This window comes from Staphylococcus succinus (genome assembly GCF_029024945.1).
GTDB classification, from domain to species: Bacteria; Bacillota; Bacilli; order Staphylococcales; family Staphylococcaceae; genus Staphylococcus; species Staphylococcus succinus.
In genome coordinates, this window is the sequence record NZ_CP118976.1 from 1,688,804 (window position 1) to 1,713,667 (window position 24,864).

General features: G+C 33.7%; 20 protein-coding genes and 1 riboswitch. Of the genes, 5 read left to right on the forward strand and 15 right to left on the reverse strand.

Annotated elements, in window-relative coordinates:
• Positions 1-6 precede the first annotated feature (6 nt).
• Positions 7-867 carry a ribosome biogenesis GTPase YlqF gene (gene ylqF, locus PYW31_RS08220; protein WP_046836238.1) on the reverse strand — a complete coding sequence of 287 codons (861 nt, stop codon included), beginning with the start codon at positions 865-867 and terminating at the stop codon, positions 7-9.
• Between the two features lie 402 nt (positions 868-1,269).
• On the opposite strand from ylqF, the gene PYW31_RS08225 reads away from it, so the two are divergent.
• Positions 1,270-3,849 carry a YfhO family protein gene (locus PYW31_RS08225; protein ID WP_046836237.1) on the forward strand — a complete coding sequence of 860 codons (2,580 nt, stop codon included), beginning with the start codon at positions 1,270-1,272 and terminating at the stop codon, positions 3,847-3,849.
• A 51-nt stretch (positions 3,850-3,900) separates the two neighbouring features.
• Positions 3,901-6,510: a YfhO family protein gene (locus PYW31_RS08230; RefSeq protein WP_046836236.1), complete on the forward strand. Its 2,610-nt coding sequence runs from the start codon at positions 3,901-3,903 to the stop codon at positions 6,508-6,510.
• Between the two features lie 191 nt (positions 6,511-6,701).
• Here the strand turns inward: PYW31_RS08230 and rplS are convergent, their stop codons facing one another.
• The 4 genes from rplS to rpsP form a co-directional block, all read right to left on the reverse strand.
• Positions 6,702-7,052 carry a 50S ribosomal protein L19 gene (gene rplS / locus PYW31_RS08235; protein WP_046836235.1) on the reverse strand — a complete coding sequence of 117 codons (351 nt, stop codon included), beginning with the start codon at positions 7,050-7,052 and terminating at the stop codon, positions 6,702-6,704.
• A 101-nt stretch (positions 7,053-7,153) separates the two neighbouring features.
• A complete protein-coding gene (gene trmD / locus PYW31_RS08240) occupies positions 7,154-7,891 on the reverse strand; it encodes a tRNA (guanosine(37)-N1)-methyltransferase TrmD (protein ID WP_046836234.1) in 738 nt (245 codons plus the stop codon).
• Entirely contained in the window at positions 7,891-8,397 is a 507-nt protein-coding gene (rimM, locus tag PYW31_RS08245) for a ribosome maturation factor RimM (protein WP_046836233.1), read from the reverse strand. The genes trmD and rimM overlap by 1 nt, the downstream gene beginning before the upstream one ends.
• Before the next feature lie 269 nt (positions 8,398-8,666).
• Positions 8,667-8,933: a 30S ribosomal protein S16 gene (rpsP, locus tag PYW31_RS08250; protein ID WP_046836232.1), complete on the reverse strand. Its 267-nt coding sequence runs from the start codon at positions 8,931-8,933 to the stop codon at positions 8,667-8,669.
• A gap of 413 nt (positions 8,934-9,346) precedes the next feature.
• A riboswitch (TPP riboswitch) is annotated at positions 9,347-9,445 on the forward strand.
• A gap of 115 nt (positions 9,446-9,560) precedes the next feature.
• On the opposite strand from rpsP, the gene PYW31_RS08255 reads away from it, so the two are divergent.
• Together PYW31_RS08255 and PYW31_RS08260 are read left to right on the forward strand one after the other, a co-directional pair.
• Positions 9,561-10,313 (forward strand): 3-oxoacyl-ACP reductase, encoded by a 753-nt coding sequence (locus PYW31_RS08255; protein WP_046836231.1) that lies wholly within the window; start codon positions 9,561-9,563, stop codon positions 10,311-10,313.
• A gap of 33 nt (positions 10,314-10,346) precedes the next feature.
• Positions 10,347-11,648 (forward strand): LLM class flavin-dependent oxidoreductase, encoded by a 1,302-nt coding sequence (locus tag PYW31_RS08260; protein WP_371261097.1) that lies wholly within the window; start codon positions 10,347-10,349, stop codon positions 11,646-11,648.
• A gap of 99 nt (positions 11,649-11,747) precedes the next feature.
• Here PYW31_RS08260 and ffh read toward each other — a convergent pair whose 3' ends face one another.
• From ffh to fapR, 10 genes are all read right to left on the reverse strand, one after another.
• Positions 11,748-13,115, reverse strand: coding sequence for a signal recognition particle protein (gene ffh, locus PYW31_RS08265; protein ID WP_046836229.1), 1,368 nt, complete (start codon positions 13,113-13,115; stop codon positions 11,748-11,750).
• A 25-nt stretch (positions 13,116-13,140) separates the two neighbouring features.
• A complete protein-coding gene (locus PYW31_RS08270; protein WP_046836228.1) occupies positions 13,141-13,473 on the reverse strand; it encodes a putative DNA-binding protein in 333 nt (110 codons plus the stop codon).
• On the reverse strand, positions 13,460-14,677 hold the full coding sequence (ftsY, locus tag PYW31_RS08275) for a signal recognition particle-docking protein FtsY (protein ID WP_046836227.1): 1,218 nt from the start codon (positions 14,675-14,677) through the stop codon (positions 13,460-13,462). The genes PYW31_RS08270 and ftsY overlap by 14 nt, the downstream gene beginning before the upstream one ends.
• Complete coding sequence (smc, locus tag PYW31_RS08280) at positions 14,674-18,243, reverse strand: chromosome segregation protein SMC (RefSeq protein WP_046836226.1); 3,570 nt, start codon at positions 18,241-18,243, stop codon at positions 14,674-14,676. The genes ftsY and smc overlap by 4 nt, the downstream gene beginning before the upstream one ends.
• A gap of 81 nt (positions 18,244-18,324) precedes the next feature.
• A complete protein-coding gene (rnc, locus tag PYW31_RS08285) occupies positions 18,325-19,035 on the reverse strand; it encodes a ribonuclease III (protein ID WP_371261096.1) in 711 nt (236 codons plus the stop codon).
• 255 nt (positions 19,036-19,290) lie between these two features.
• On the reverse strand, positions 19,291-19,524 hold the full coding sequence (locus PYW31_RS08290) for an acyl carrier protein (RefSeq protein ID WP_046836224.1): 234 nt from the start codon (positions 19,522-19,524) through the stop codon (positions 19,291-19,293).
• A 229-nt stretch (positions 19,525-19,753) separates the two neighbouring features.
• Complete coding sequence (gene fabG / locus PYW31_RS08295) at positions 19,754-20,488, reverse strand: 3-oxoacyl-[acyl-carrier-protein] reductase (protein ID WP_046836223.1); 735 nt, start codon at positions 20,486-20,488, stop codon at positions 19,754-19,756.
• Positions 20,481-21,407, reverse strand: coding sequence for an ACP S-malonyltransferase (fabD, locus tag PYW31_RS08300; RefSeq protein WP_046836222.1), 927 nt, complete (start codon positions 21,405-21,407; stop codon positions 20,481-20,483). Before fabD ends, fabG begins: the two co-directional genes overlap by 8 nt.
• Complete coding sequence (gene plsX / locus PYW31_RS08305) at positions 21,400-22,386, reverse strand: phosphate acyltransferase PlsX (protein ID WP_046836221.1); 987 nt, start codon at positions 22,384-22,386, stop codon at positions 21,400-21,402. Before plsX ends, fabD begins: the two co-directional genes overlap by 8 nt.
• Positions 22,379-22,948 carry a transcription factor FapR gene (gene fapR, locus PYW31_RS08310; RefSeq protein ID WP_046836220.1) on the reverse strand — a complete coding sequence of 190 codons (570 nt, stop codon included), beginning with the start codon at positions 22,946-22,948 and terminating at the stop codon, positions 22,379-22,381. The genes plsX and fapR overlap by 8 nt, the downstream gene beginning before the upstream one ends.
• 328 nt (positions 22,949-23,276) lie before the next feature.
• Between fapR and PYW31_RS08315 the strand changes: the two genes are divergently transcribed.
• Positions 23,277-24,851: a M4 family metallopeptidase gene (locus PYW31_RS08315; protein ID WP_046836219.1), complete on the forward strand. Its 1,575-nt coding sequence runs from the start codon at positions 23,277-23,279 to the stop codon at positions 24,849-24,851.
• The last annotated feature ends 13 nt before the right edge of the window (positions 24,852-24,864 follow it).

Below are 24,864 nucleotides of genomic sequence, written 5' to 3' on the forward strand. Positions count from 1 at the left end.
GTGCCCTTACACTTCCATTTCATTTACGATATCAAACGTATATGTGCCTATCTTAGCATTACGCACTTCATGAATAATTAAGTCTATTACTGCTTCATAATCTATTTCATTACCACGTCTCAACATACCTCTTCGACGACCTATTGCATCAAACCACTCAATATTATCTGCTTCTAAAGAGACATCAACATCATAATGTTTTTTTAGCCCTTCATAGTCATGTGCTTTCATAAATTCTAAGCCATATATGGCTACCTCATCTAAATGAACAATACTGTCCTTAATCGCTCCAGTAATACTTAATTTTTTACCAACTAACTGATCTTCAAATTTCGGCCATAAAATACCTGGAGTATCAAGTAATTGTAATGAAGTCCCTACTTTAATCCATTGTTGTTGTTTAGTTACACCAGGTGTGTTCCCTGTTTTAGTAACTGCTTTATTTGCTAATTTATTAATAAGTGTTGATTTCCCAACATTTGGAATGCCTACTATCATTGCTCTAATTGCACGTGGCTTCAATCCTTTGGCTTTCTCTTTTTCGAATTTTTCTTTTGTAGCTTTAATCGCAGCTTGTTCTACTAACTTCAACCCTTTACCATGTTTTGCATCAATTGATACTGGGAAATATCCCTTATCTTTAAAAAATGCTTCCCATTTTTCTAATTCTTTTAAATTAGCCATATCTTTTTTATTTAATATAACTACGCGTGGTTTGCGTTGAATGACTTCATCAATCATAGGATTTCGTGAACTGTAAGGAATACGTGCATCTACAAGTTCAAATACCACGTCAACTTTTTTTAATTGCTCGGAAACCTCTCTTTTTGCTTTAGCCATATGACCTGGATACCATTGAATTACCATTTATATCACCTTTCTTAATTCATTTTTTATTTATGAAACGTCAATTATTTTATATTTATTTACTTAATTCTTATGTGAATTAACAACAGACTATGAAATCATAACACGTTAGCAATATCTACTTAAATATAATAATCACACTATCATCGACTTATCTACAATTTTACAACATTATTCAACAATGCACCTCAATTATCTATAAATACTTAACCTTGCATTTATTAAAATTGATACTTTATAAATAAAATACTTTTGTTATTATAATTACTTATTAATTCTTCAAATACCTGCTTTTTAAATATATGTATGTTTTAATATAAATCAATAGTTATCTTTATCTTATTTAAAGAAAAATCGTTACAATAGGATTATATTTATTACATATAATGGGAGATACTTTTTATGAAGCGCAAGATTCTTTACATATCACTATTTATGTTTCTCGCAATAATCGGTCACAGTTATGTTATATATAGATTCATTTATGATGGCGTCTTATTCACAGGACCAAATGATGGGATGGAACAAATGGTCCCTATCCAAATGTACCTGTATGATAACTGGAGTCATGGTAATTGGTTCTACTCTTCTGACTTTGGTTTAGGCGGTGACTTTTTTACAGATTTAAGTTATTATTTTTCAACTAATATCATATTTATTTTTAACGTCCTAATCATTGTCATGCTTAAGGCTTTTATCCCTATGGATACTTCCGCTGTTATGTTTTGGATGACTAATGCGCTTATCATTTCCATCATTAAATCTACCTTTGCAATGGTTACTACTTTTATTTATGCAAAGTATATATCTTTAAATCGTAAAGTAGCAATGCTTGCCGCGTTTATCTTTGTCATTTCGCCCTTATACTTTAGGTTTACGGTATACTGGCCATTTTTTAGTGATATTTTTATCTGGTTGCCACTATTACTGTGGTCAATTGAACGTTTTTTTAAAAGTGGTAAAATTGGTGTTTTTATTATAGTAGTAACCATATCATTAATTAACAATTTCTACTTTGCCTATTACCAATTATTGACCGGTTTACTTTATTTTATTATTCGCATTATTTTTCGTCATAAGCAAGATATCATCCCAAGAGCAAAAGCTATTTTGACACTTTCGCTATCATCATTACTCGCTTTAGGTAGTAGCTTGTTTATATTTTTTCATGGTATTGAAAGTTATTTAAACAATAGACGTGTTTCATTTAAAGGCGATGTAGATTTCTTAGAACACTTTAATCGAAATACAAATCTTTTTTTTGATAATTATTTAATTGTAATTCTTTTTATTACCATTCAAGCTCTTTTATCTTTTAAATTATACAAACACTATTATTATAAATTATTTGCTTTTCTTACTTTATTTTCTATTTGCGCCAGTTTCTTTCCTTTTATTGATCAGTTATTTAATGGTTTATCGGCACCACAAAAACGTTGGCATTATTTAATCGCTTTTAGCTCAGCAATATTAATCGCACTATATACAAAATATTTTCGTACATTATCCATAAAAAATTATATTTTTTCTACATTAATTGGATTATCTTGTGTATTTATGAGTGCATGGTATTATGATGATTTTGTCGAGTGGATATGGTTTGTGCCAGTGGTAAGTTTAATAGGATTGCTTATTTTACTAGTTAATGAACCTTATGTGCGCGTCAACTTAACACAATTTTTCATTTTATCTATCATGATATTATCAATACTTGTCTCTATTGTATTTATACGCAATCAAATATACTATGAAGATCACATTCGACGTGGTAATGTACGTTACGCGACTGAAAGCCTATACGACTCTCCCCTACAACAACGCCTAGTGAATAAAATGAAGCAACACACAGGAGATGATGAGCGTATAGATTGGAGAGTAAATGACCAAGATAATACGCCTATGTATCAGCATTTTAAAGGTATGAGCTTATACTCTAGTATTTTTGATCATAATATCTTAGATTATTATTACGATGCATTAAAAATTAATATGCAAAATGAATCTGTAAGTATATATCAATCAACAAATGGTCGACAAAATATAGCAAGCTTATTTTCGGTACGCTATTTAATGATTAAAAATTACCAAGATAACATTCCGAGATATTTCAAAAAAATTAAAAGTGATGGACAATACCAAATATATAAAAATACTTTAACCCTTCCTTCTGTACGGATTACTGATAAAGTTTATGATGCTAAGCAATTGAAACACCCTGTAGATAGAGAACATGCAATGATTGATGGTGTTGTGATAAATCATCGCGGGCAATCTTATCCTCATAAAGCCGAGAATTTACTCAATCAGAGTGACATCACATATCATGATATCAATCATAAAAAAGAACACCTTATTCACATTGCTAAATCAAACGGCAGGATTCAAATTCATGTTCCTAAAAAGTTAAGCACCCGTTATAAAGACTTCTATGTAACGCTATTCGTTAAACGTGGGCGTCCCGATAGTAATTTTTCTGTAAATGTTAATGGGTATGTGAACAGTCGTTTGTTTAATAACTCTACTTATCGTACTGGGGTTGATACACAATTGTATAGAACTCAGCCAGATAAAAATGATAATATAAATATTGATCTTGCCCCGGGTGGCGATTACGAAGTAGATATCAAAGCACTACATGGGGTAAACTATCAAAACCTAATCAAAGCACATCATTCAAGTGATTTTGATCATCATTATAAAAATATTAAAAATGGTATTAAAGTTCATTTAGGACAACACAAAAAGGGTATTGCCTCTATAAACACACCTTATAGAAAGGGAATGCATGCATATATTGATGGGAAAAAAGTAAAACCATTTAAAGTTAATTATATGATGACAGGTGTGCCCGTATCAAAAGACAATAAAGAAATTGTAATTCAATATAGACCAAAGTATTGGTATACAATGATTGTTATTTCTAGCATATGTATTGTCGCAAGTGCTATCTGGGTATATTTTAGAAGAAAGAATAATATTTAATACGGCAAATAAATTATCTAAAAAGGAGTTTGTTAGAGATGAGGAATGGCCATGTTTAATAGACTTTGGTCTCACAAAGTTACACGTTTTATTTGTATAGCTTCAATGGGAATAGCAGTTGCCCTACTTTTATTCTCACCCTACATATATCGCTATTTGTCTCAAGGTATTGTCTTTAGCGGTTCTGGAGATGGCTATAGACAAATGATGCCGTTCCAAATGTATTTGTATGAACATTTAAGCCAATTCAAAGGATTTTATGATCAATCTTTTGGCTTAGGTGGCGATTATATTAAAGACCTATCTTATTACTATGCAACATCCCCTATTACTTTTATAAATTTTATTTTTGTGTGGATTTCAGATGTTGTATTTAATAGCAATCCTCATTCAATTGCATTTTGGGCAAGCAATCAATTAATTGTTTCATTTTTCAAGAGTGTAGCAACATTTATAATTGCTTTTTATTATTTTAGATATTTAAAATTAAAAGGTGGCATTGTTTTACTTGCCTCCCTATTATACGGCGCTTCAACTACAGTAATCTCCTTTAATTTTACATGGTCTTACTATGGGGATTTACTTATTTTCTTACCATTATCTTTATGGGCAATTGAACGTTTTAATAGAGAGAAAAAAATCGGATTGTTTATTTTTGCAATTGCATTAACACTATTTTCAAATTTCTATTTTAGTTATTATGAGGCTATCGTCCTTTTTGCTTATTACATATATAGAATCGTATATCCACATCCAAAAGATATTGCGACAAGAAAACAAAAGCTATGGGTGATACCTGTAGCAGCAGCATTAAGTTTATTGGTAAGTATATGGGGATTCTATACTGGTGTTTCTTCATTTTTACATAATGACAGAGTCAGCAATCCTCACTTTAAAATACCTTTATTCACTGATTTTGCACGTCAAAAACATTTTTTCACAAATGGTTTTTATATAACAGTTTCTATTATTGCTTTACAGGCTTTATTATCATTCAAATTATATCGTCATTATTATTACAAATTATTTGCGATTGCAACCTGGGTAATGCTTATCGGTTCTTTAACGCCATATTTTGATAGTATGTTTAATGGATTTTCGACTCCAGAACGTCGTTGGGTATACATTTTCGCACTAACAACAGCTGGATTAATCGCTCTATATATTCAACACATCTCTGAATTGACATTTTACACTTACGTCAAAACCGCTGTCCCATCAATACTCATCATGTTAGTAATGACGCTAATTGTTAAAAATGAGAAAATGACTTGGATGGTCGTGTGTCTCATTATCATGGTTTATCTCGGTATATTATTATACAATAAGAAGCTTTTCAACAAGCGTTGGTTCCCTATACTATTGGTATTGTTTATTATTCAACAAGGGCTAATTCTTTCAAATCATCATACGAATAATGTAAAGGGATATGAATCTACATTATCTGCAATAAAGGATTCATCCTATAAAAGTCCAAACCTAGCTAAAAAAATTAAAGATATCACTCAACGACGTGACAAAGATCCCTTTAGTAGAATCGACTATATGTCAAAATATGGACTAAACTCACCAATGATTTATCATTTTAATGGCATTGCCCTTTACTCTAGTATTTTCGATGGTGAAATACTAAAATATTATGACCAAACACTACAAATCAATATGCCAATAGATAAAAATAGTACCTACAGGTTGTTTAATAATCGAGCAAATTTAATGGCTTTGTGGGATGTGAATGACCGAATACGTCGTCCTCAAGATTTAAATATGACATATGGCTTTGAGTCTGAGGATGTTATCAAGCATGCAGATAATGAATTCTTTATTCATTCAACGAATCAAACTCCTTATCCAAGTGCACACATCACAGATAAAGTTTATAGTTCAAAGCAACTTAAATCACCTATGGATCAAGAACAAGCTATGTTACAAGGCGTTGTTTTTAACGGTCAAAATACACAGGCCAATAGTGATTTCAAGCCAAATGAAAACCTATTAAGTCATAGTTCTAGTTCATTAAAAGGTGCACACCGTGATGATAAAAATAATTTAATCGTTACTAATGATAATGGTGGCATAACATATCATTTGCCCCCTTCTCTTGCATACAAATATAAAGATATGTATGTCGAAATGGATGTCGAACTTTTATCACCAGATAAAGCGCACAGCGTGAGCTTAAACGACTATACACAACAACGTAATGAATTATCATATAAATATCGTCGTTTTGTTTCACCTGTTACCATGCGTGTTAAAGCAAACGAAGATTTGAACATCAAACTGCCTAAAGGTAAATATCGCTTTAATATCAAGGGGATTTATGGCGAAGATTATCATACACTCAAGCAAGCATCTAAAGATTTAGACGAAGTGAAAGTTGCAAAACAACGTAACGGTTACAACATAAAAAAAGACATTGAAGATAATGGGTATCTTGTTTTACCAATACCATATCGTGACGGCATGCATGCAAATGTTGATGGAAAAGCTGTTTCTGTCAAAAAAGGTAATGGTATCATGACTGTCATCCCAGTCAAAAAGGGTCAGGAAAATATAGAATTAAGATACACACCACCTTACTTATATATATTAATCACGCTCAGTATCATAGGCATAATATTAAGCATCGTCTTCGCAAAATTCATTAAATCTAAATAATTTTCAAATTTATGATAAATATTCATATAAACGACTTACATGTAGTATACCTAGTAAAATCGTCATTTCACTAGATATACTGATACTTATTTTTTAACAGCGTGAGCTTATAATATGAGTTCGAACGAAATATGTGCACAAAAAAAACGGTTCCTAAATTAGGAACCGTTTTTTCATGCTTATTATGCTGATTAACGAATTTCTTTAATTCTAGCAGCTTTACCACGTAATTCACGTAGGTAGTATAATTTAGCACGACGGACTTTACCGCGACGTTTAACTTCGATTGTTTCGATTTTTGGAGTGTGTAATGGGAATGTACGTTCCACACCAACACCTGAAGAAATCTTACGAACAGTGAAAGTTTCTGAGATACCTCCACCACGGCGTTTGATAACTACACCTTCGAATACTTGGATACGTTCGCGAGTACCTTCAATAATACGTACGTGAACTCTTAAAGTGTCACCTGGACGGAATGAAGGTATATCTGTGCGTAATTGCGATTGAGTTACTGCTTCAATTAATTTGTGATTGCTCATTATTTTTCTCTCCTTCAACCTATGTTCTTACCTTGACAAAATATAGCAGCGGACCATAGTGATTTTCGTGTGTCGCACACTTAAAATATATTAGCACACTGTCAGTCTTTTTTCAATTGATTTTTATATCTTTCTATTATATCTTTATCCTTATCCGTTAAAGTATAAGACTCTAATAAATCAGGACGTTTTTCAAATGTGCGTAAGATTTTTTGCTCGTGACGCCATGTTTCTATGTGTGCATGATTACCAGATAGCAATACATCAGGTACACCCATATCTTTATAATTGCGTGGACGTGTATACTGAGGGAACTCTAACAGTCCATCTTGAAATGAGTCATCTTCATGGGATTGTTGATTACCTAAAACGCCCGGTAATAGTCTAACTACAGCGTCTGTCATAACCATTGCTGGTAACTCACCGCCTGTTAGCACATAATCTCCCATTGATATTTCATCAGTAACCAAATGTTCTCTTATTCTTTCATCGTAACCCTCATAATGTCCACAAATAAATACCAAATGCTCTGATTCGCTCAATTCTTGTGCGATTTGTTGACTAAACGGTCGCCCTTGAGGACACATTAAGATGACGCGTGTGTCCTCTGTGTGTTCAATACTATCCATAGCATTGAACACAGGCTCCGGCTTCAATACCATCCCTTGCCCTCCACCAAATGGATAATCATCTACTTGGTTATGTTTGTTCTCAGCAAAATGTCTAAAATTCACGGTATTAACGTCTAACATTCCTTTTTCTTGAGCACGTTTCAAAATAGAATGATTTAGCACACCATCAAACATCTCTGGAAAAAGTGTTAAATAATCAATTTTCATTAATCTAATAACCCTTCCATAGGTGTGATTTTTATACTTCTACCTTCAACATCAATATCTTTGACGACATCTGCAATATAGGGGATAAGATATTCCTTATCACCTTTAACGACCCATACATCATTTGCACCGGTTTCAAATATTTCTATTACGCGACCAATCGGTGTATCTTCATCGTCAAAGACTGTACACCCAATAATATCTGAATAAAAATACTCATGCTCACCCAATTCAATTTCTTCATGATCACGCTCTTGCACTATCGTTTCACCTTTTAAATATTCAATATCATTAATATTATTAATGCCTTCAAAAGTGAGCATATGTAACCCTTTATGCATACGATATGAAGCAATCTTAAATTCAAGCGTTTCTTTTCCTTCACGTTCGATTTCCACGACTTCACCAGGTTGAAAACGCGTTTCTGTAAAGTCAGAATCTGATTTAATTTTAATTTCACCTTTTACGCCATGTGTATTAACGATTTTTCCTACTTCAACTTTCATATATGTTCCTCCGATAAAATATATATCCTAGGTGTCCCTAATTTTTATGTACGTTTTATTTTTTACGCTACCTATTATAACATGGATAAATCCATCTTAGTTATCAATCAACGTTGGAAATTATAAATTTAAGACAAGAACAAACGACTAACTGTGTGCCTTGTTTTCAATACCATTTCTAATATTAAACGTATTATTTTTAGCATTTAAAAAAAGAGCACCTGATTCGGTACTCTTACAAATGATATATTTGTGATATAAGTTTAAACTTATTTTTGATCGTCGAATTTTTTCAAGATACCTTCTTTTGATAAGATGTTGTGTACAGTATCTGTAGGTTTAGCTCCATCTTTTAACCATTTAAGCGCTAATTCTTCGTCGATTTTAACTTCTGGTGCATTCACGCTGCTAGGGTTATAAGTACCGATTTGTTGGATGTTACGACCATCACGTGGCGCACGAGCATCTGCTGCTACGATACGATAGAATGGATTTCTTTTAGAACCTAAACGTGTTAAACGTAATTTAACTGCCATTTATTTTCTCTCCTTTATATGTTCATAATTTTTATTTTCTACAAGAGATAATGATAACAGTACTTCCTACATTTGTAAAGAGTTTCTTCTTGACCTTTTTAAAATTATCGTCAAACCTTTATTAAATATCAATATGAAAGCTTTCATGTCATCTTACTAAAATGCATGTAATGCTTAATATATACTGACCAATGATTACTTTTTTCCAACAAATTCAAAAGCACTTTATATATTATACGTTGATACATTGCTTAATAGCTTCATTTCAACAATCAAAGTGAAATGCATTTTACTTATAACATCATATTGTCTTTCTCCCCAGTTTCATCCAATATTTCACTTTCTTATATACCTTCAAGAGCACCACTTGACATCTGAATATATAAAATATACATTGAAGATAAATTAAATAATAATAGCACTAGGGGTGTTTTAAACTGAGATGAGTTCTACTCAAACCCTTTGAACCTGATCTAGCTAAATCTAGCGGAGGAAAGTGTGAATGATTTCGTATTTTATAGAGAAAACGATTCTACTATAAATATACTGTTATTTTTTCATACACAACTTTCTATAGTGAAGGTTGTGTTTTTTTATTTAGTAAACATTTGAATAGGAGTGATTTATATGAATAAAACAGTACTAGTAACTGGCAGTAGTCGAGGTTTAGGCGCAGTTATTGTTAGAACATTATCTCAGCAAGGATATAACGTTATCATTAATTATTTTCAAAATAAAGTACTGGCTGAGCAACTAGTATCTGAAATTGGCGAACATCAAGCAATAGCTATTCAAGCTGATGTTACAAATAAAAATGATGTCGAAAAATTAATAGCACAAGCTACAGAATATTTTGGTCATATCGATGCGGTAGTTAATAATGCATTAGTTGGGTTCAAGTTTGACCCTACACAGCAAAAACCTTTCAAAGACTTATCTTGGGACGATTATCAGCAACAACTCGATGGTACTTTAAAATCAGCATTTAACGTCATTCAAAGTGTATTACCCCAATTTTCAGAAAGACAATCTGGTGCCATTATTTCTATTGGTACTAATTTATATCAAAATCCTGTGGTACCTTATCATGAATATACAACAGCGAAAGCTGGTCTTATTGGGTTAACACGTAACATTGCAGCAGAATTAGGTCAGTTTGGCATTACAGCTAATGTTGTATCAGGCGGCTTATTAAAAACCACAGATGCCAGTGCTGCTACCACTGCTGAAGTATTTGATCTGATTGCACAGACAACACCTTTGAAAAAAGTTACCGCTCCACAAGACGTTGCCAATATGGTGGCCTATTTAGTATCTGATCAAGCAAAAGGTATAACAGGACAGAACTTTACCATTGATGGTGGTTTAACTATGAATTAATAATTTGAAATTTGGAGGCATCTCGTAATGACTATGGATTCTAAGAAACATCTCAATATTGGTATATTAATATATGCTTGTGGCCATCACCAAGCTGCTTGGTTAATGCCTGATTCAAGCGTTGAACGTGTAGGAGATATATCCTATTATCAAGAGCTAGCACAAATATCTGAGCAAGGTTTATTTGATGCTGTGTTCTTTGCAGACAATCATTCATTCCCAGCAAAGTCTGAAAGTGATATGCCAGCATTTTGGTTTGACCCTATAGTAAGTTTAACTGCAATTTCGCAAGTAACTCATCACATTGGCCTCGTAGCCACTATTTCCAGTACGTTTTCCAATCCTTTTACAGCATCTCGTCAGCTCTTAAGTTTAGACCATGTTACTCAAGGTCGTGTAGGTTGGAACCTTGTTACTTCAATGACTGATTTAGAAGCTTTTAACCATAGTATGCCAGCACTTCCACCACGCGAAGAAAGATATGCAAAAGCTCATGAATTTGCTCAACTGATGAATAAGCTATTTAGCTCTTGGGACTATAATGACTTTTCACATAATCGTAAAGACAATCATTTAATTCATTCATCACATATACACCCTTTCAATCACGAAGGAAAGTTCTTTAATGTAAAAGGTCCATCTACTACACCCCGTAGCCCTCAAGGCAAACCAGTAGCAATGCAAGCGGGTGCATCAAGCCAAGGCATAGCACTAGCTGCAAAATATGCTGATGCTGTTTATGCTGTTGCATGGAATTTAAAACAAGCAAAGGCCTTTCGTCAGAAACTTGACGAACAGTTACTGAGTGAAGATCCAAACAGACAACATATCAAGGTCTTCCCTGGTTTAGTTACATATGTAGGTGAGACATATGAAGCAGCATATGCAAAAAAACAAAAATTAGACGAAGCGCTACCAGTTGAAACTGCATTAAAGCAATTGAGCTTTTTCATACAACAAGACTGCCATAACTGGGATTTAGATAAACCTGTCCCACCATTACCTCCAGTTGAATCGTTTACAGGCCCTGTAGGTCGTTATGAGACAGTCCTTGAAATCATCCAAGACACGAATCCTACGTTAAGAGAACTACTAGGTTATCTCAATGCTGGTGGTGGACACTTAACTTTAATTGGCACACCAAAAGACATTGTAGACACTATGGAACTGTGGATGGATTGTGGTGTCGCTGATGGTTTTAATTTGATGCCTCCTGTACTTCCAAACAGTTTGGAAGATTTTGTAAATCTGATTATTCCTGAGCTGCAAAAAAGAGATTTATTTAGGTCCTCTTACGATGGTACAACTTTCCGAGAACATCTTGGCTTAATATAATATATCATGGTCAATAAAAAAGGTAGTTCCCACTTTTAGGAAACTACCTTTTTTTTATTTGATTTTCTAACTAGCAACTTATTTATAGCAAACGAATAACTAAAATGGTAAGTTCATGCCATTTAACATATTTTCCATTTGTTTACGTTTACCTTTTTTACCTTTGCCTCCGCCAGAAAATTGTTTCATCATTTTTTTCATTTCGTTAAATTGTTTCATTAATCTGTTCACTTCTTGTACAGAACGACCTGAACCTTTAGCGATACGTTTTTTTCGAGATACATTCAATGTATCTGGATTATTTCTTTCGGTTGGCGTCATTGATTGTATGATGGCTTTAATATGATCAATTTGTTTATCATCCATGTTCAAATTATCTAAGCCTTTCATTTTATTCATACCCGGCACCATTTTCATAATATCATCTAATGGTCCAAGACTTTTAACTTGGTCTAATTGATCCAAGAAATCATCCAACGTAAATGAAGATGTACGCATTTTCTTCTCTAGGTCTTTAGCTTTATCTTCATCTACATCTTGTTGTGCTTTCTCAATTAAACTTAATACATCTCCCATTCCTAAGATACGAGATGCCATACGTTCAGGATGGAATGGTTCTAAACCATCAAGTTTTTCACTCATACCTACAAACTTAATCGGTTTTTGAGTTACGGAACGAATTGATAACGCTGCACCACCACGAGTATCGCCGTCTAATTTTGTAAGTGTTACACCTGAAACTTCAAGTTGATCATCAAATGATTGGGCTACATTAACTGCATCTTGACCTGTCATTGCATCGACAACTAGCATAATTTCATCTGGTTTGGTAATTTCTTTAACATCACTTAATTCTTCCATTAATGCTTCATCCACATGCAAACGCCCAGCTGTATCAATAATCACAAAGTCTAAGTGTTCCTCTTTAGCATGTTTTATTGCATTTTCTACAATTTGTTGTGGTTTCACTTGGTCGCCTTCACTGTATACAGGAATGTCGATTTGTTTACCTACAGTTTGTAACTGATCAATAGCTGCTGGACGATAAATATCTGCCGCTACCAGCATTGGTTTTTTATTATACTTCTTACGCATAAGCAGTGCTAATTTACCTGCTGTCGTGGTTTTACCTGCACCTTGTAAGCCGACCATCATTACAACAGTTGGCGGTTTGTTAGCCATAGTAATCGTAGCATTTTCTCCACCCATAAGTTGAGTAAGTTCTTCCTGCACTATTTTGATTACTTGTTGTCCAGGTGTTAATGATTTCATTACATCTGAACCTAAAGCTCTATCTGATACAGTTTTGACAAATTCTTTTACGACTTTAAAGTTAACATCGGCTTCTAACAATGCCAATCTTACTTCACGCATCATTAGTTTAATATCTGCTTCCGTAACTTTACCTTTGCCTCGAATTTTTTGCATCGTTCCTTGTAAACGATCGGATAATCCTTCAAATGCCATATCAAATACCCTCCTTTTTAATCATCTATTCTAAATCTTCAAGTGATTGAATGTATTGTTTTATTTTTTCTGGATCATTCATATGTTCTTTCATTTTCCCGTATATATCTTGTCTTTGTTCAAAGTTTTTATATAAGCCCAACTTTTCTTCATAATCTTCTACTAAGTCGCCAGTTCTTCTTATATTATCATAAACTGCTTGACGACTCACATCAAAAGTATCAGCGATTTCACTTAAAGAATAATCTTGTAAATAAAATAGTTCTAAATAATTACGCTGCTTATCAGTTAACAAAGATTGATAAAAATCAAATAGATAATTCATTCGAATTGTTTTAATTAAATCATTTTGACTCATTAGAATTACCTTCTAAGTCATCATCTTCGGACTTTGGTGCTGCTATTTCGTCAGCTTCATCAACATTTTGTTCAATCATATCAGCAAATAGTCCATATACATAGCTTTCAGGATTAAATGGTTGTAAATCATCTAACTTTTCACCTAAGCCAACGTATTTAACAGGTATATGCAGTTCATTACGTATCGCTAATACGATACCACCTTTAGCAGTACCATCTAGTTTTGTTAACACTATACCTGTAACATTTGTCACTTCTTTAAATGATTTTGCTTGTGATAATGCATTTTGTCCAGTAGTAGCATCTAAGCAAAGTAACACTTCGTGAGGTGCTTCGGGTACAGCACGTCCAATTACACGTTTTACTTTTTCTAATTCATTCATTAAATTAGATTTGTTTTGTAAACGTCCCGCAGTATCACAAATTAAAATGTCTACTTCTTTACTTTTAGCTGCATTAATAGCGTCGTACATCACTGCCGCAGGATCTGATCCTTCACTTTGGCTCATCACTTCAACACCAACGCGTTCTCCCCACACTTTAAGTTGTTCTATCGCACCAGCTCTAAATGTATCACCAGCTGCAAGCATAACTTTTTTGCCTTCAGATTTATAACGATGTGCTAATTTACCAATCGTAGTTGTCTTACCTACACCATTCACGCCCACCATAAGAATCACATTAAGACGACCATCTTCCAAGTCCATTACTTCTGAATTTTCTTCGTCTTGATGATAGATTTCAACAATTTTTTCCACAATGACTTCACGCAAATCTTCAGTTTCAGAAATATTGCGGCGTTGCGCTTCTTCACGTAATTCTTCTACAAGTTGCATGACGGTGTTAAACCCGACATCAGCAGTAATAAGCATTTCTTCTAGAGCTTCAAAGAAATCTTCATCTACTTTACGATAACGTGCAATCAAGTTGTTTAATTGCTCTTGGAAATTTTCACGTGATTTTTCTAAACCAGCTTTAAATTTTGCTCCGAGTTGTTGCGCTTCAATTTCTTCAAAGTCTTCAATTGAAATCAAGCCATCTTCATCAAAATCTGCTTCTTTTAATTTTTTAGGTTTTTTTGAGGTTTTATCTTTGTCCTCATCACTATTTTGTTCAGTTTCTAGTTGTTCTAATTGTTCATCTTGTTGTTGATTTTCATCTGAACCTGAAAATTTATTTTTTAATCGTTTGAAAAAGCTCATGCTTGTTCCTCCTTCATGACTTTATCTATCGTATTTAAATTAACACTTACCAATTTTGATACACCTGATTCTTGCATGGTAACACCATATAGACAATCTGAAAATTCCATCGTCCCTTTTCGGTGAGTAATTACGATAAACTGTGTTTGATCTGATAATTTTTTAAGGTACTGAGCATAGCGTATAACGTTTGCTTCATCTAATGCTGCTTCTACTTCATCTAAGATAACAAACGGAGCCGAACGTACTTTTAAGATAGCAAATAATAGAGCAATTGCACTCAACGCACGTTCTCCACCACTTAATAAAGATAGGTGTTGCAATTTTTTTCCAGGAGGTTGAACAATGATATCCACCCCTGCTGTTAAATAATCATCACCTGACAAACGTAACTCAGCTTGTCCACCACCAAACAATGACTTAAATACTTCTGAGAAATAACCTTGTACTGCAAAAAACGTCTCTTTAAAACGATCTTTTACTTCTTGATCCATTTCTTCAATAATTTGTTCTAGCGTTAACTTTGCTGCTCTTAAATCTGTACGCTGTTCATCTAAGAATGTATAACGTGTATTAATTTCTTCAAATTGCTCAATAGCATTTAAATTAACTGGTCCAAGTTCTTCTATGGACATTTTTGTTAATTTAACTTTTTTACGTATTACATCGATATCTTCATCTAAATCGTATAATTGACTCGCGCGTTCATAAGTTAAATGATAATCTTCACTTAAGTGGTCAATAGCATAATTGATTAACACGTCAAGTCGAGACTGTTCAGACTTAATGTCTTGGTAGCGATTTTCGATTGATAAAATATCTTGATTAGCTTCTTGTAATTGCTGATCTGTCGCTTCTATTGTATCATTTAAAGCCGTTCTACGCGATTTGATTTCTTCAAGTGTCGTCGTCAAATTATCTCTATCTGCCTTACTTTCAGTGATACTACTTTGAATTGTTTCAAAAGCCTTTTCGCCGGTCATTTCATCTGAATTAAACAAACTTATTTGTTCATCTAATTTCTGCTGTTGATCTGCTACGTGAAGCAACTGTTTTTCCAGCCTTGACTTCGTTTGTTGTTGGCTATTGAGTCGCTCTTTTACTACAGCTAAATCAGATTGCTTTTGATGTAATTGTTGTTGCATTTGTGTTGTACTTTCTTTGCCTTCTTTCGACAATTTAGTGTATAAGTCAATATCACCCTCTAATTGTTGTAATTGACCTTTTATTTCATCTAATCTTTGCTTTTTATCTATGAGCGTTTGTTTACTCGTTTCACTCTGATATCCGTCATTTTTTTCAAATTCAAATTCTTCATGTTCATCTTTGATGTGTGCTTCTTTTTTACGTAAACGATCTAATTCTAATTCGCAATCATGCACTGTTTGCTTTAAGTTATTGTAACTTTGACTTGTATCAAAATATTTTTCACTTATTTCATCAGATTGTGCTTTAACTGTTTGAAATTGTTTTTCGAATTCAATGGTTTGCTGTTGGTAGTCTTCTAATTGTTTACGCATAGTTGTTAACTCGTCTTTTTGAGCTAAAATACTTTTCGTTTTACGATCACCACCGCCAGTCATTGAACCACCAGGGTTAACAATATCGCCTTCTAACGTTACTATTCGTGTACGGTAACGAATTGAACGTGCAAGCTCATTCGCATGCTTTAAGTCATCCACAATAATTGTATTGCCAAGTAAATTTTGTATTACATTTTGATATGCTTGATCAACTTGTATAGCTTGTGCGGCAACATTAATAAAGCCATGCGTATCTTGTGCAATCTTTAAAATATCGCTACCCAATTGTCTTGGTTGAATGATATTTAATGGTAAAAACGTGGCTCTTCCCAAACCATGTTGCTTTAAATATTGAATCGCTTGTCTACCGTCTTTTTCAGAATCCACAATGACATGTTGTAATGATGCACCTAACGCCGTTTCAATCGCTTTCGTTAACTCCGAAGGCACTTGAATAATTTCTGCTACTGCGCCATGTATACCAGAAAGCTTGTCATTTTTAGCTTTAAGTATGTGTTTTACGCCGTTGAAGAAATAACTGTATTCTTCTTGTTGTGTAGATAAGCTATCTATACGTGATTTTAGCTTGTCGTTAAAACGATAAGCTTGGTGTAATTTCTCTTCATATGTTTCTTGTTGTTGTTTGAGTTCGGTTAATTTGCGTTCGTATTTATTTAACTGTTGCTCTGACTGTTGCAGTTCTTTTTGTGTACTTTGACGTTGTTTGTCTGCATCATTAATATCACTTTGAATGTTTTTCAATTCTTCATATGCTTCAATTAATCTTGAATCTAAACGTGATTGCTTGGACTCATTTTCTTGAATTGTGTGTTCTAAAAAACGAATATCATTATTGACATCAGATTGCTCAGACATCAATTGATAGTACTTATCTTTAATTTTTTCTAACTTTTCATCATGTTGTTCATCTGTAACATAAAGTTGTGATTCAAAGTGATGTATTTTTTCATTTAATTCTTTTTGTTGTTGTTTTAATTGATCAATCTTTGTCTGTGCCTCTGTCTGTTCTTCTTTAAGTGTATATGATTGATGCTCTAAGCTTGCTTGCTCTTCTTCAAACCTCGCATTTGTTTCAGATTGATTCTTTTTTCGTTCTTCTAAAACTTTAAGCTGTCCTGCATATTTTTCAACATCTTCTGTTGCTTTAACTAATTGAAAGTTCAACGTTTCTATTTGATTATCAATTTGTTGGCGCTCAGATTTATATTTATTTAATGCTTGCGTATGTTGTACTTTTTCTGCATCTTTAGCTTCTTGTTGGCTCTTTAAGAAGTTTAAATTGTCATCGAGTTCATGGATACTTTTACTATATTGTTCAATATCGTGCACTGTAACTAGTACGTCACTTTTTTCCATCTCTTGAGAAAGGTGCTTATATTCTTTAGCAATTGCTGCTTCCTCTCTTAAAGGCTCGACGCGCCCTTCTAAGTCATATAAAATATCTTCTACTCGAGAAAGGTTATCTTCAGTTTGATCTAATTTTTGTACAGCGGTCGCCTTACGTTTCTTGTACTTTAGCACACCTGCAGACTCTTCCAATATTTGTCGTCTATCCACAGGTTTTGCATTTAATATTTCATCGACACGACCTTGTGAAATAATGCTAAATGCTTCTTTACCTAAGCCAGAGTCTAAAAACAAATCCACAATATCTTTTAATCTGGCACGTTCGTTATTAAGATAGTATTCGCTTTCACCACTTCTATATAATCGACGTGTAACCAACACTTCAGGTGCCTCTATTTGTAATTTACCAGAACTATTATCTAACTTTAATCTTACTTCTGCATAGTTTTGAGCTTTTCTATGTTCAGCCCCTGAGAAGATAATATCTTCCATTTTAGCACCACGAAGTGATTTGGCTGATTGTTCACCTAGTACCCATTTGATTGCATCGGTGATATTACTTTTCCCACTGCCGTTCGGTCCAACAATTGCTGTTACTCCTTCATCGAACTGTACATTTGTATGTTCAGCAAAAGATTTAAACCCAACGGCATCTATTGATTTCAAATATACCATGTTATGCTCCTTAATCATTACATTGCCAGTGAGAAGATTTATAACAACGTATTCTTTATTTCGTATGACATAATCACAAAGTTATAACCCTTTGTTTTTCATTAATTTATATGCACTTTCCGCTGCTTTTTGTTCTGATTCTTTTTTAGTCTTGCCTTTACCTTCAGCTACAGCAATATCCTCTAGAATAACCTCTGATGTGAACAAACGATGATGTGCAGGACCTTCTTCGTTTATTAGACGATAGGTCACATCACCTTTGTTTTGCTGATGGACATATTCTTGAAATTGCGTTTTAAAATCCACCACACCATCAAGTTCATCATCCTCCACATATGGGAAAATAATTTTTTCAGCAAACTTCCATACAGAAGGTAAACCTTGATCTAAGTATAAAGCACCCACAAACGCTTCAAAAGCATCTGAAACAAGTGATGGTCGCGTTCTTCCACCTGTTTTTTCCTCACCTTTTCCTAATAAAATAAGATCATTAAGCTGAATTTTTTTGGCAAATATTACAAGTGAAGGCTCACAAACAATTGTTGCACGCATTTTTGTTAAATTACCTTCAGGCAATTCTGGATATTTATCGAACAAATAGCGTGAAACCGTCAATTCTAATACCGCATCTCCTAAAAATTCTAATCGTTCATTATGATCTAAACGATCCATATTAAAATCATTGATAAAACTAGAATGCGAAAATGCTTGTTGATATAATTCTACTTGATTAAAATCCAATTCTAATTCTTGCATCTTTTGAGCAAACCTTTTTTGGAATGCTTGAACCATTTCTGTTTTCTTATTATTGGTCAATCTCTTTCCTCCTCAGATTTACAGCTAGACTACCCATACATCCTTATATTTTACGTGATTTTAACATAAAACTAAAGAAAAAACTGTTTACTTCAGCCGTCATTCAACGACTGCCATTCACGAATTCAATACATTTAATACACCTATATATATTTCTCCTTGATTAAGCGCTACTATTTTTAGCCAATAAAAAATCTGAGCCGTAATTTCAACGACTCAGATATTTGTTTATTATTTTTCAATGCTATTGATAAAACTAACTGCATCACCAACAGTGTTGATTTTTTCAGCTTCTTCATCAGGAATTTCAGTACCAAATTCGTCTTCTAATTCCATAACTAATTCAGCGATGTCAAGTGAGTCAGCGCCTAAATCATCTTTAAAAGATGCTCCTTCAGTTACCTTTTCAGCGTCAACCCCTAGACGGTCAACAATGATATCTTTTACTTTGTCAAAGTTTTCCACGTCGATTCACCTCCTTTAAAAAAATCTAATTATAGACTTTTATATTTTCCCATTTTATCTATTGAAATACAAGTGGCAATTAGATGGATAAGTGTATATTTTCGCATATTATTGTAGTTTTAACCTTAACTTTATGTAGGTGATATACAATTAAATTAAGCGCTATAAATATTGTAGTAATCATATAACCAAATACCTTAACATGTCTTTATAGACATGCCGTAATTCTTTACATATACATACCGCCATTAACGTGAATTGTTTGGCCAGTAATATATTTTGCTTTATCCGATGCTAAAAAGGCTACGGTATTAGCAATATCTTTATCGTCTCCAAATCTTGCTAATGGAATTTGCTCTAACATTTGTGATTTTAACTCATCACTCAAAGCATCTGTCATGTCTGAAACAATAAAGCCAGGTGCTACAGCATTTACAGTGATACTTCTTGAAGCTAATTCTCTTGCAGATGACTTGGTTAAACCAATGACACCTGCCTTTGTTGCAACATAATTTGCTTGACCTGGATTACCCATGGCACCAACAACACTAGATAAATTGATAATTGCTCCACTTTTTTGTTTCAACATTTGTGGTGTTACTTTTTGTATACAATTAAACACACCTTTTAAATTTGTGTCGATAACATCGTCCCATTCTTGTTCTTTCATACGCATGATTAAATTATCACGTGTAATACCAGCATTATTTACAAGCACATCAACTGAGCCAAATTGATTAACTACTTCTTTAATCATAGTTTTGACTTCAGTGCCTACTGCAACATTCGCTTGAATTGAAAAGCTTTCTACACCCTTAGCTTTTATTTCTTCTACAACTGCATCTGCTTTATCTTTACTACCAGCATAGTTTACTGCGACATTATACCCTTCTTCGGCTAATTGGATGGCAATACTGCGTCCAATCCCTCTTGAAGCTCCGGTTACCAATGCACTTTTAGTCATTTTCATTCCATCCTTTCACATCTTCTAGTGTCTGAATTGAAGTTAATTTTACATCTCTATTAATCTTTTTAATTAATCCTGAGAGTACTTTACCAGGACCAATTTCAATGAAATGATCAACGCCTTGGTCGATAAGCCATTGTGTTGATTCAATAAATTGTACTGGCGAATAAAGTTGTTTAATCATATTAGATTTAATCACTTTTGCATCCGTTTCGCCTTTAGCGTGGACATTTTGTACTACTGGAAACTGAGCATCATGCCATTCAAACTGATCGATATATGTAGCGAAATCCGCCTCAATGACTTGCATCATTGAAGAATGGAATGGTCCAGATACAGCAAGTGGTAGTACACGTTTAGCGCCCATCGCCTTGCCTTCAGCTACAAGTTGATCGATTAACGTTTTATGTCCTGAAACAACGATTTGTCCTGGAGCATTAATATTGGCTGGTTCAATAATTTCATCTTCAGTAGATAGCTTTTGGCATATTTCTTCTACCGCTTCATAATCTAGCCCTAAAACGGCCGCCATACTACCAACACCATCAGGAAACGCCGCAGCCATCAATTGACCACGCTTACGCACAATCTTCACTGCATCTTCAAACGCAAGTACACCGCTTGCGACTAAACTCACATATTCACCCAAGCTATGCCCCATAGTATAATCTGCATCTAACTTTTCAAGTGCTTGTAATAGAGCAGAACTATGTGTTAATAAAGCTGGTTGTGTATTTTCCGTTTGACCTAATTTTTCTTCTGAATCTGTAAACATAGTTTCTAATATATCGAAGTCCATTTGTGTCTGGGCTTGATTAAGTATTTCTGTTGCTGCTTCATTATGTTCGTATAAATCATTTGCCATCCCGACTTTTTGTGAACCTTGGCCCGGGAAAATAATTGCTGTTTTACTCATTTCCTTCACCCACCGTTTCTTTCATTGTTTCAACAATCTTTTGTTCTCCAGCTATTTTAGCCTGGCGAATCGCTGAATAAAAAGCTTTCGCACTTGAACTACCATGCGCTTTGACTACAATACCATTCAATCCTAATAACACTGAACCGCCGTATTCTGCATAATCCATTTTTGTTGTTAAGGTATTTAAGTCTTTACGTAAAACAAGTGCAGCCAATTTATTTTTAAAGCTACTTAACAATGTTGTTTTAAGCATTTTACCTATGGATTTTGCTACGCCTTCTAAGTTTTTAAGAATCATATTTCCGGTATATCCATCCGTAACTACTACATCAGCTTCACCTGTCATTAGTGCTTTCGCTTCAATGTTACCAGTGAATTTAAAGTCTTGCTGTGCTTCCATTAGACTATAAGCTTTCTTCGTAAGTGTATTGCCTTTTGATGCCTCCGTACCAATATTCAATAAACTTACAGAAGGTTGTTGAACACCACGAATTTTCTGCGCATATATATTTCCTAGTTTTGCATATTGTAATAAGTGCTCGGCTTTTGCATCTGCATTTGCACCTACATCCATAAATACAAAGCCTTTACCTGAAATAGTAGGTAAAGTAACAACTAAAGCTGGTCGTTCTACACCTTTGATACGACCAACTATAAATAAACCAGCAGACATTAAGGCGCCTGTATTTCCGGCAGATACGCAGCCATCAGCTTCGCCAACTTTCACAGCCTCTGCCATTCGCACCATTGAACTATCTTTTTTACGTTTAATTGCTCTAACCGGTTCATCTTCCATGGTAATTTCTTCAGTACAATGACGTACTTCTACACGATCGTGATTGAGATTACATTGGGCTTGATTCCCAAATAATATTATTTCTAAATCTTTAAAATCATTTACAGCCTTTTTAACAGCTTCCAAAACGATTCCAGGCGCTTCATCTCCACCCATCATATCAATCGCTATTTTAACCATTTTGTTCATCCTCACTTATATAATACATTTTGAATGTACCTTGAAATACAATGCTACCTTTGACATAAGAATTTACATTGATCATATAGTATTTGTTTGTAATTTCAACAGCCTGTGCCTCCGCACGTACCGTATCATTTAATTTAACTGGTTTTAAAAACGTCACATTACTTTCTTTTGTTAATACAGTCGGTTTATGTATAAGTGCTACACATAGGGAGTTTGCTTGTGCAAACAGTACATGACCTCTAGCAATTTGATTTCTTGTAAATACTGAATCTTCATCAATTTCAATAATTGATGTTGCCTCTTGATCAGGTTGTACATTAATTACATCACCTATGATTTCACTACCATCAATTGAGCGAATATTTTCATGATTTTTTCTAGCTACTGATTTAATTCGCTTTCTTAACTCCGGAATATTTAAGTATTTACGATCTAGCCTAATAGTTTGAATACTTACGGAAAACAGTATACTTAAATCTAAATCAGTAATAAAGGGGTTTTTTTCAATTTCTTTTTTAATTGCATCGCGACGTTCTTGTTTTTTTAATTTCATACATTCAAACTCCCTTTTTAGTACCAAGTCTTAAACATTCCTAACACATCATAACACTTTCTTTTTATAATGCTCAACAAATAACACCACATTAACACATTCTTTTTATACTACTTTACGAAATTTTCATATAAATTGCTCAGCAACTCATTTTGAACCCTAAAATTAATATAATAAACATTCAATGTAATTTAATAATTACACTTTTATAAATTTTTAATATATTTAGAAATAGTTATTGATTTAAACTAATTTTAATTGCATAATGATGATTAATTAACAATTTAATAGATTTATTCGTTCCGCATATCATTCAGGAGGTTTTTAAATGAAAAAATTATTACTAACAACTTTGTTATCTAGTGCTACAATTGCTTTATTAAGTAACGTCACCGAGGCTGAAGCAAAAGAAGAGGCTCAGCAAACGATTGCTCCTCAACAATTAAAGCAGCTGGATAATTTAGAAATCAACAATGATCAAGATCCAGTGCGTATATTAAAAGAAAATGCTCAAAAACTAATTCAAGATCAAAATAAATCTCAAAATGAGAGTTATACGCGTTCAGCATTCGACCAATATAGTGTCGTTGATAAAGAACAAGATAAAACGGGCGCGACCCATTATACCCTTACCCCAAAGAAAGACAATATAACAGCAACTGATAGTAAAATTAAAATACATGTTAACAAAAATAACAAAGTTACTTTAATTAACGGAAATTTAGATAAACCAAAAATCGAACTGACAAACAACCAAAAACTAACAAAAAGTGATGCTGAAGACAAAGCTTTCCAAGCTCTCGGCATAGATAAAAGTGATGTAAGTAACATTAAAGGTTATCCAGTTATTAGCAATAATAAATTAGATATAAATAGTGATAAAAAGAAATTAATTTATAACGTGGAGATTAACTATATTCACCCTAAAGCTGCACATTGGAAAGTACAGGTTGATGCGAATACAGGTGAAATTATAAAAAAACAAGACTTAATTGAAAACGCTAGTGCAACAGGTAAAGGTACTGGTGTCAATGGCGATGAAAAATCACCGTTAAATATTTCTTCTGCGCTTGGTAAATACACGTTACATGATGTATCACAAGATGCTGAAATTGAAACACGCTCAGCAAATAGTACAGAAAATTTATCTTTACCAATCGTCAACAGTGACACTAATTTCGATAAAGAAGAACAACGCGCTGGCGTAGATGCACATTATTATGCTAATTCTGTTTACAACTATTATTTAGACAATTTTGGCCGTAATAGTTTAGACGGTAATGGCAGTAAAATTGACTCTGTAGTACATTATGGTAAACAGTACAACAATGCTGCTTGGACTGGTCAATACATGATTTATGGTGATGGCGATGGCAAACAATTTGCACCATTATCCGCTGCTAACGATGTCGTTGCACATGAATTAACACATGCTGTTACTGAACATACTGATGGGTTAGAGTATCATGACCAACCTGGTGCATTAAATGAATCCTTCTCAGACGTTTTCGGTTACTTTAATGATCCAGAAGATTGGTTAATGGGAGAAGATGTATACACACCTGGAAAAGATGGTGACGGTTTAAGAAGTTTATCTAATCCAGAACAATATGACCAACCAGCAAATATGAGTGATTACTATCAAGGTACCGAAGATGAAGGTGGCGTACATATAAATAGTGGTATACCAAATAAAGCTGCATACTTAACAATCAAGTCTATTGGTAAAGATAAAGCCCAACAAATATATTATTTAGCTTTAACGCAATACCTAACACCGAATTCTCAATTCGTTGATGCAAAACTTGCACTTAAAGAAGCTGCAGACCAATTATATGGTGACAATAGTACTGAAGCAGATGCTATTGATAAAGCTTGGAATGATGTAGGCGTTACTGAATAACGACAACGCTTCT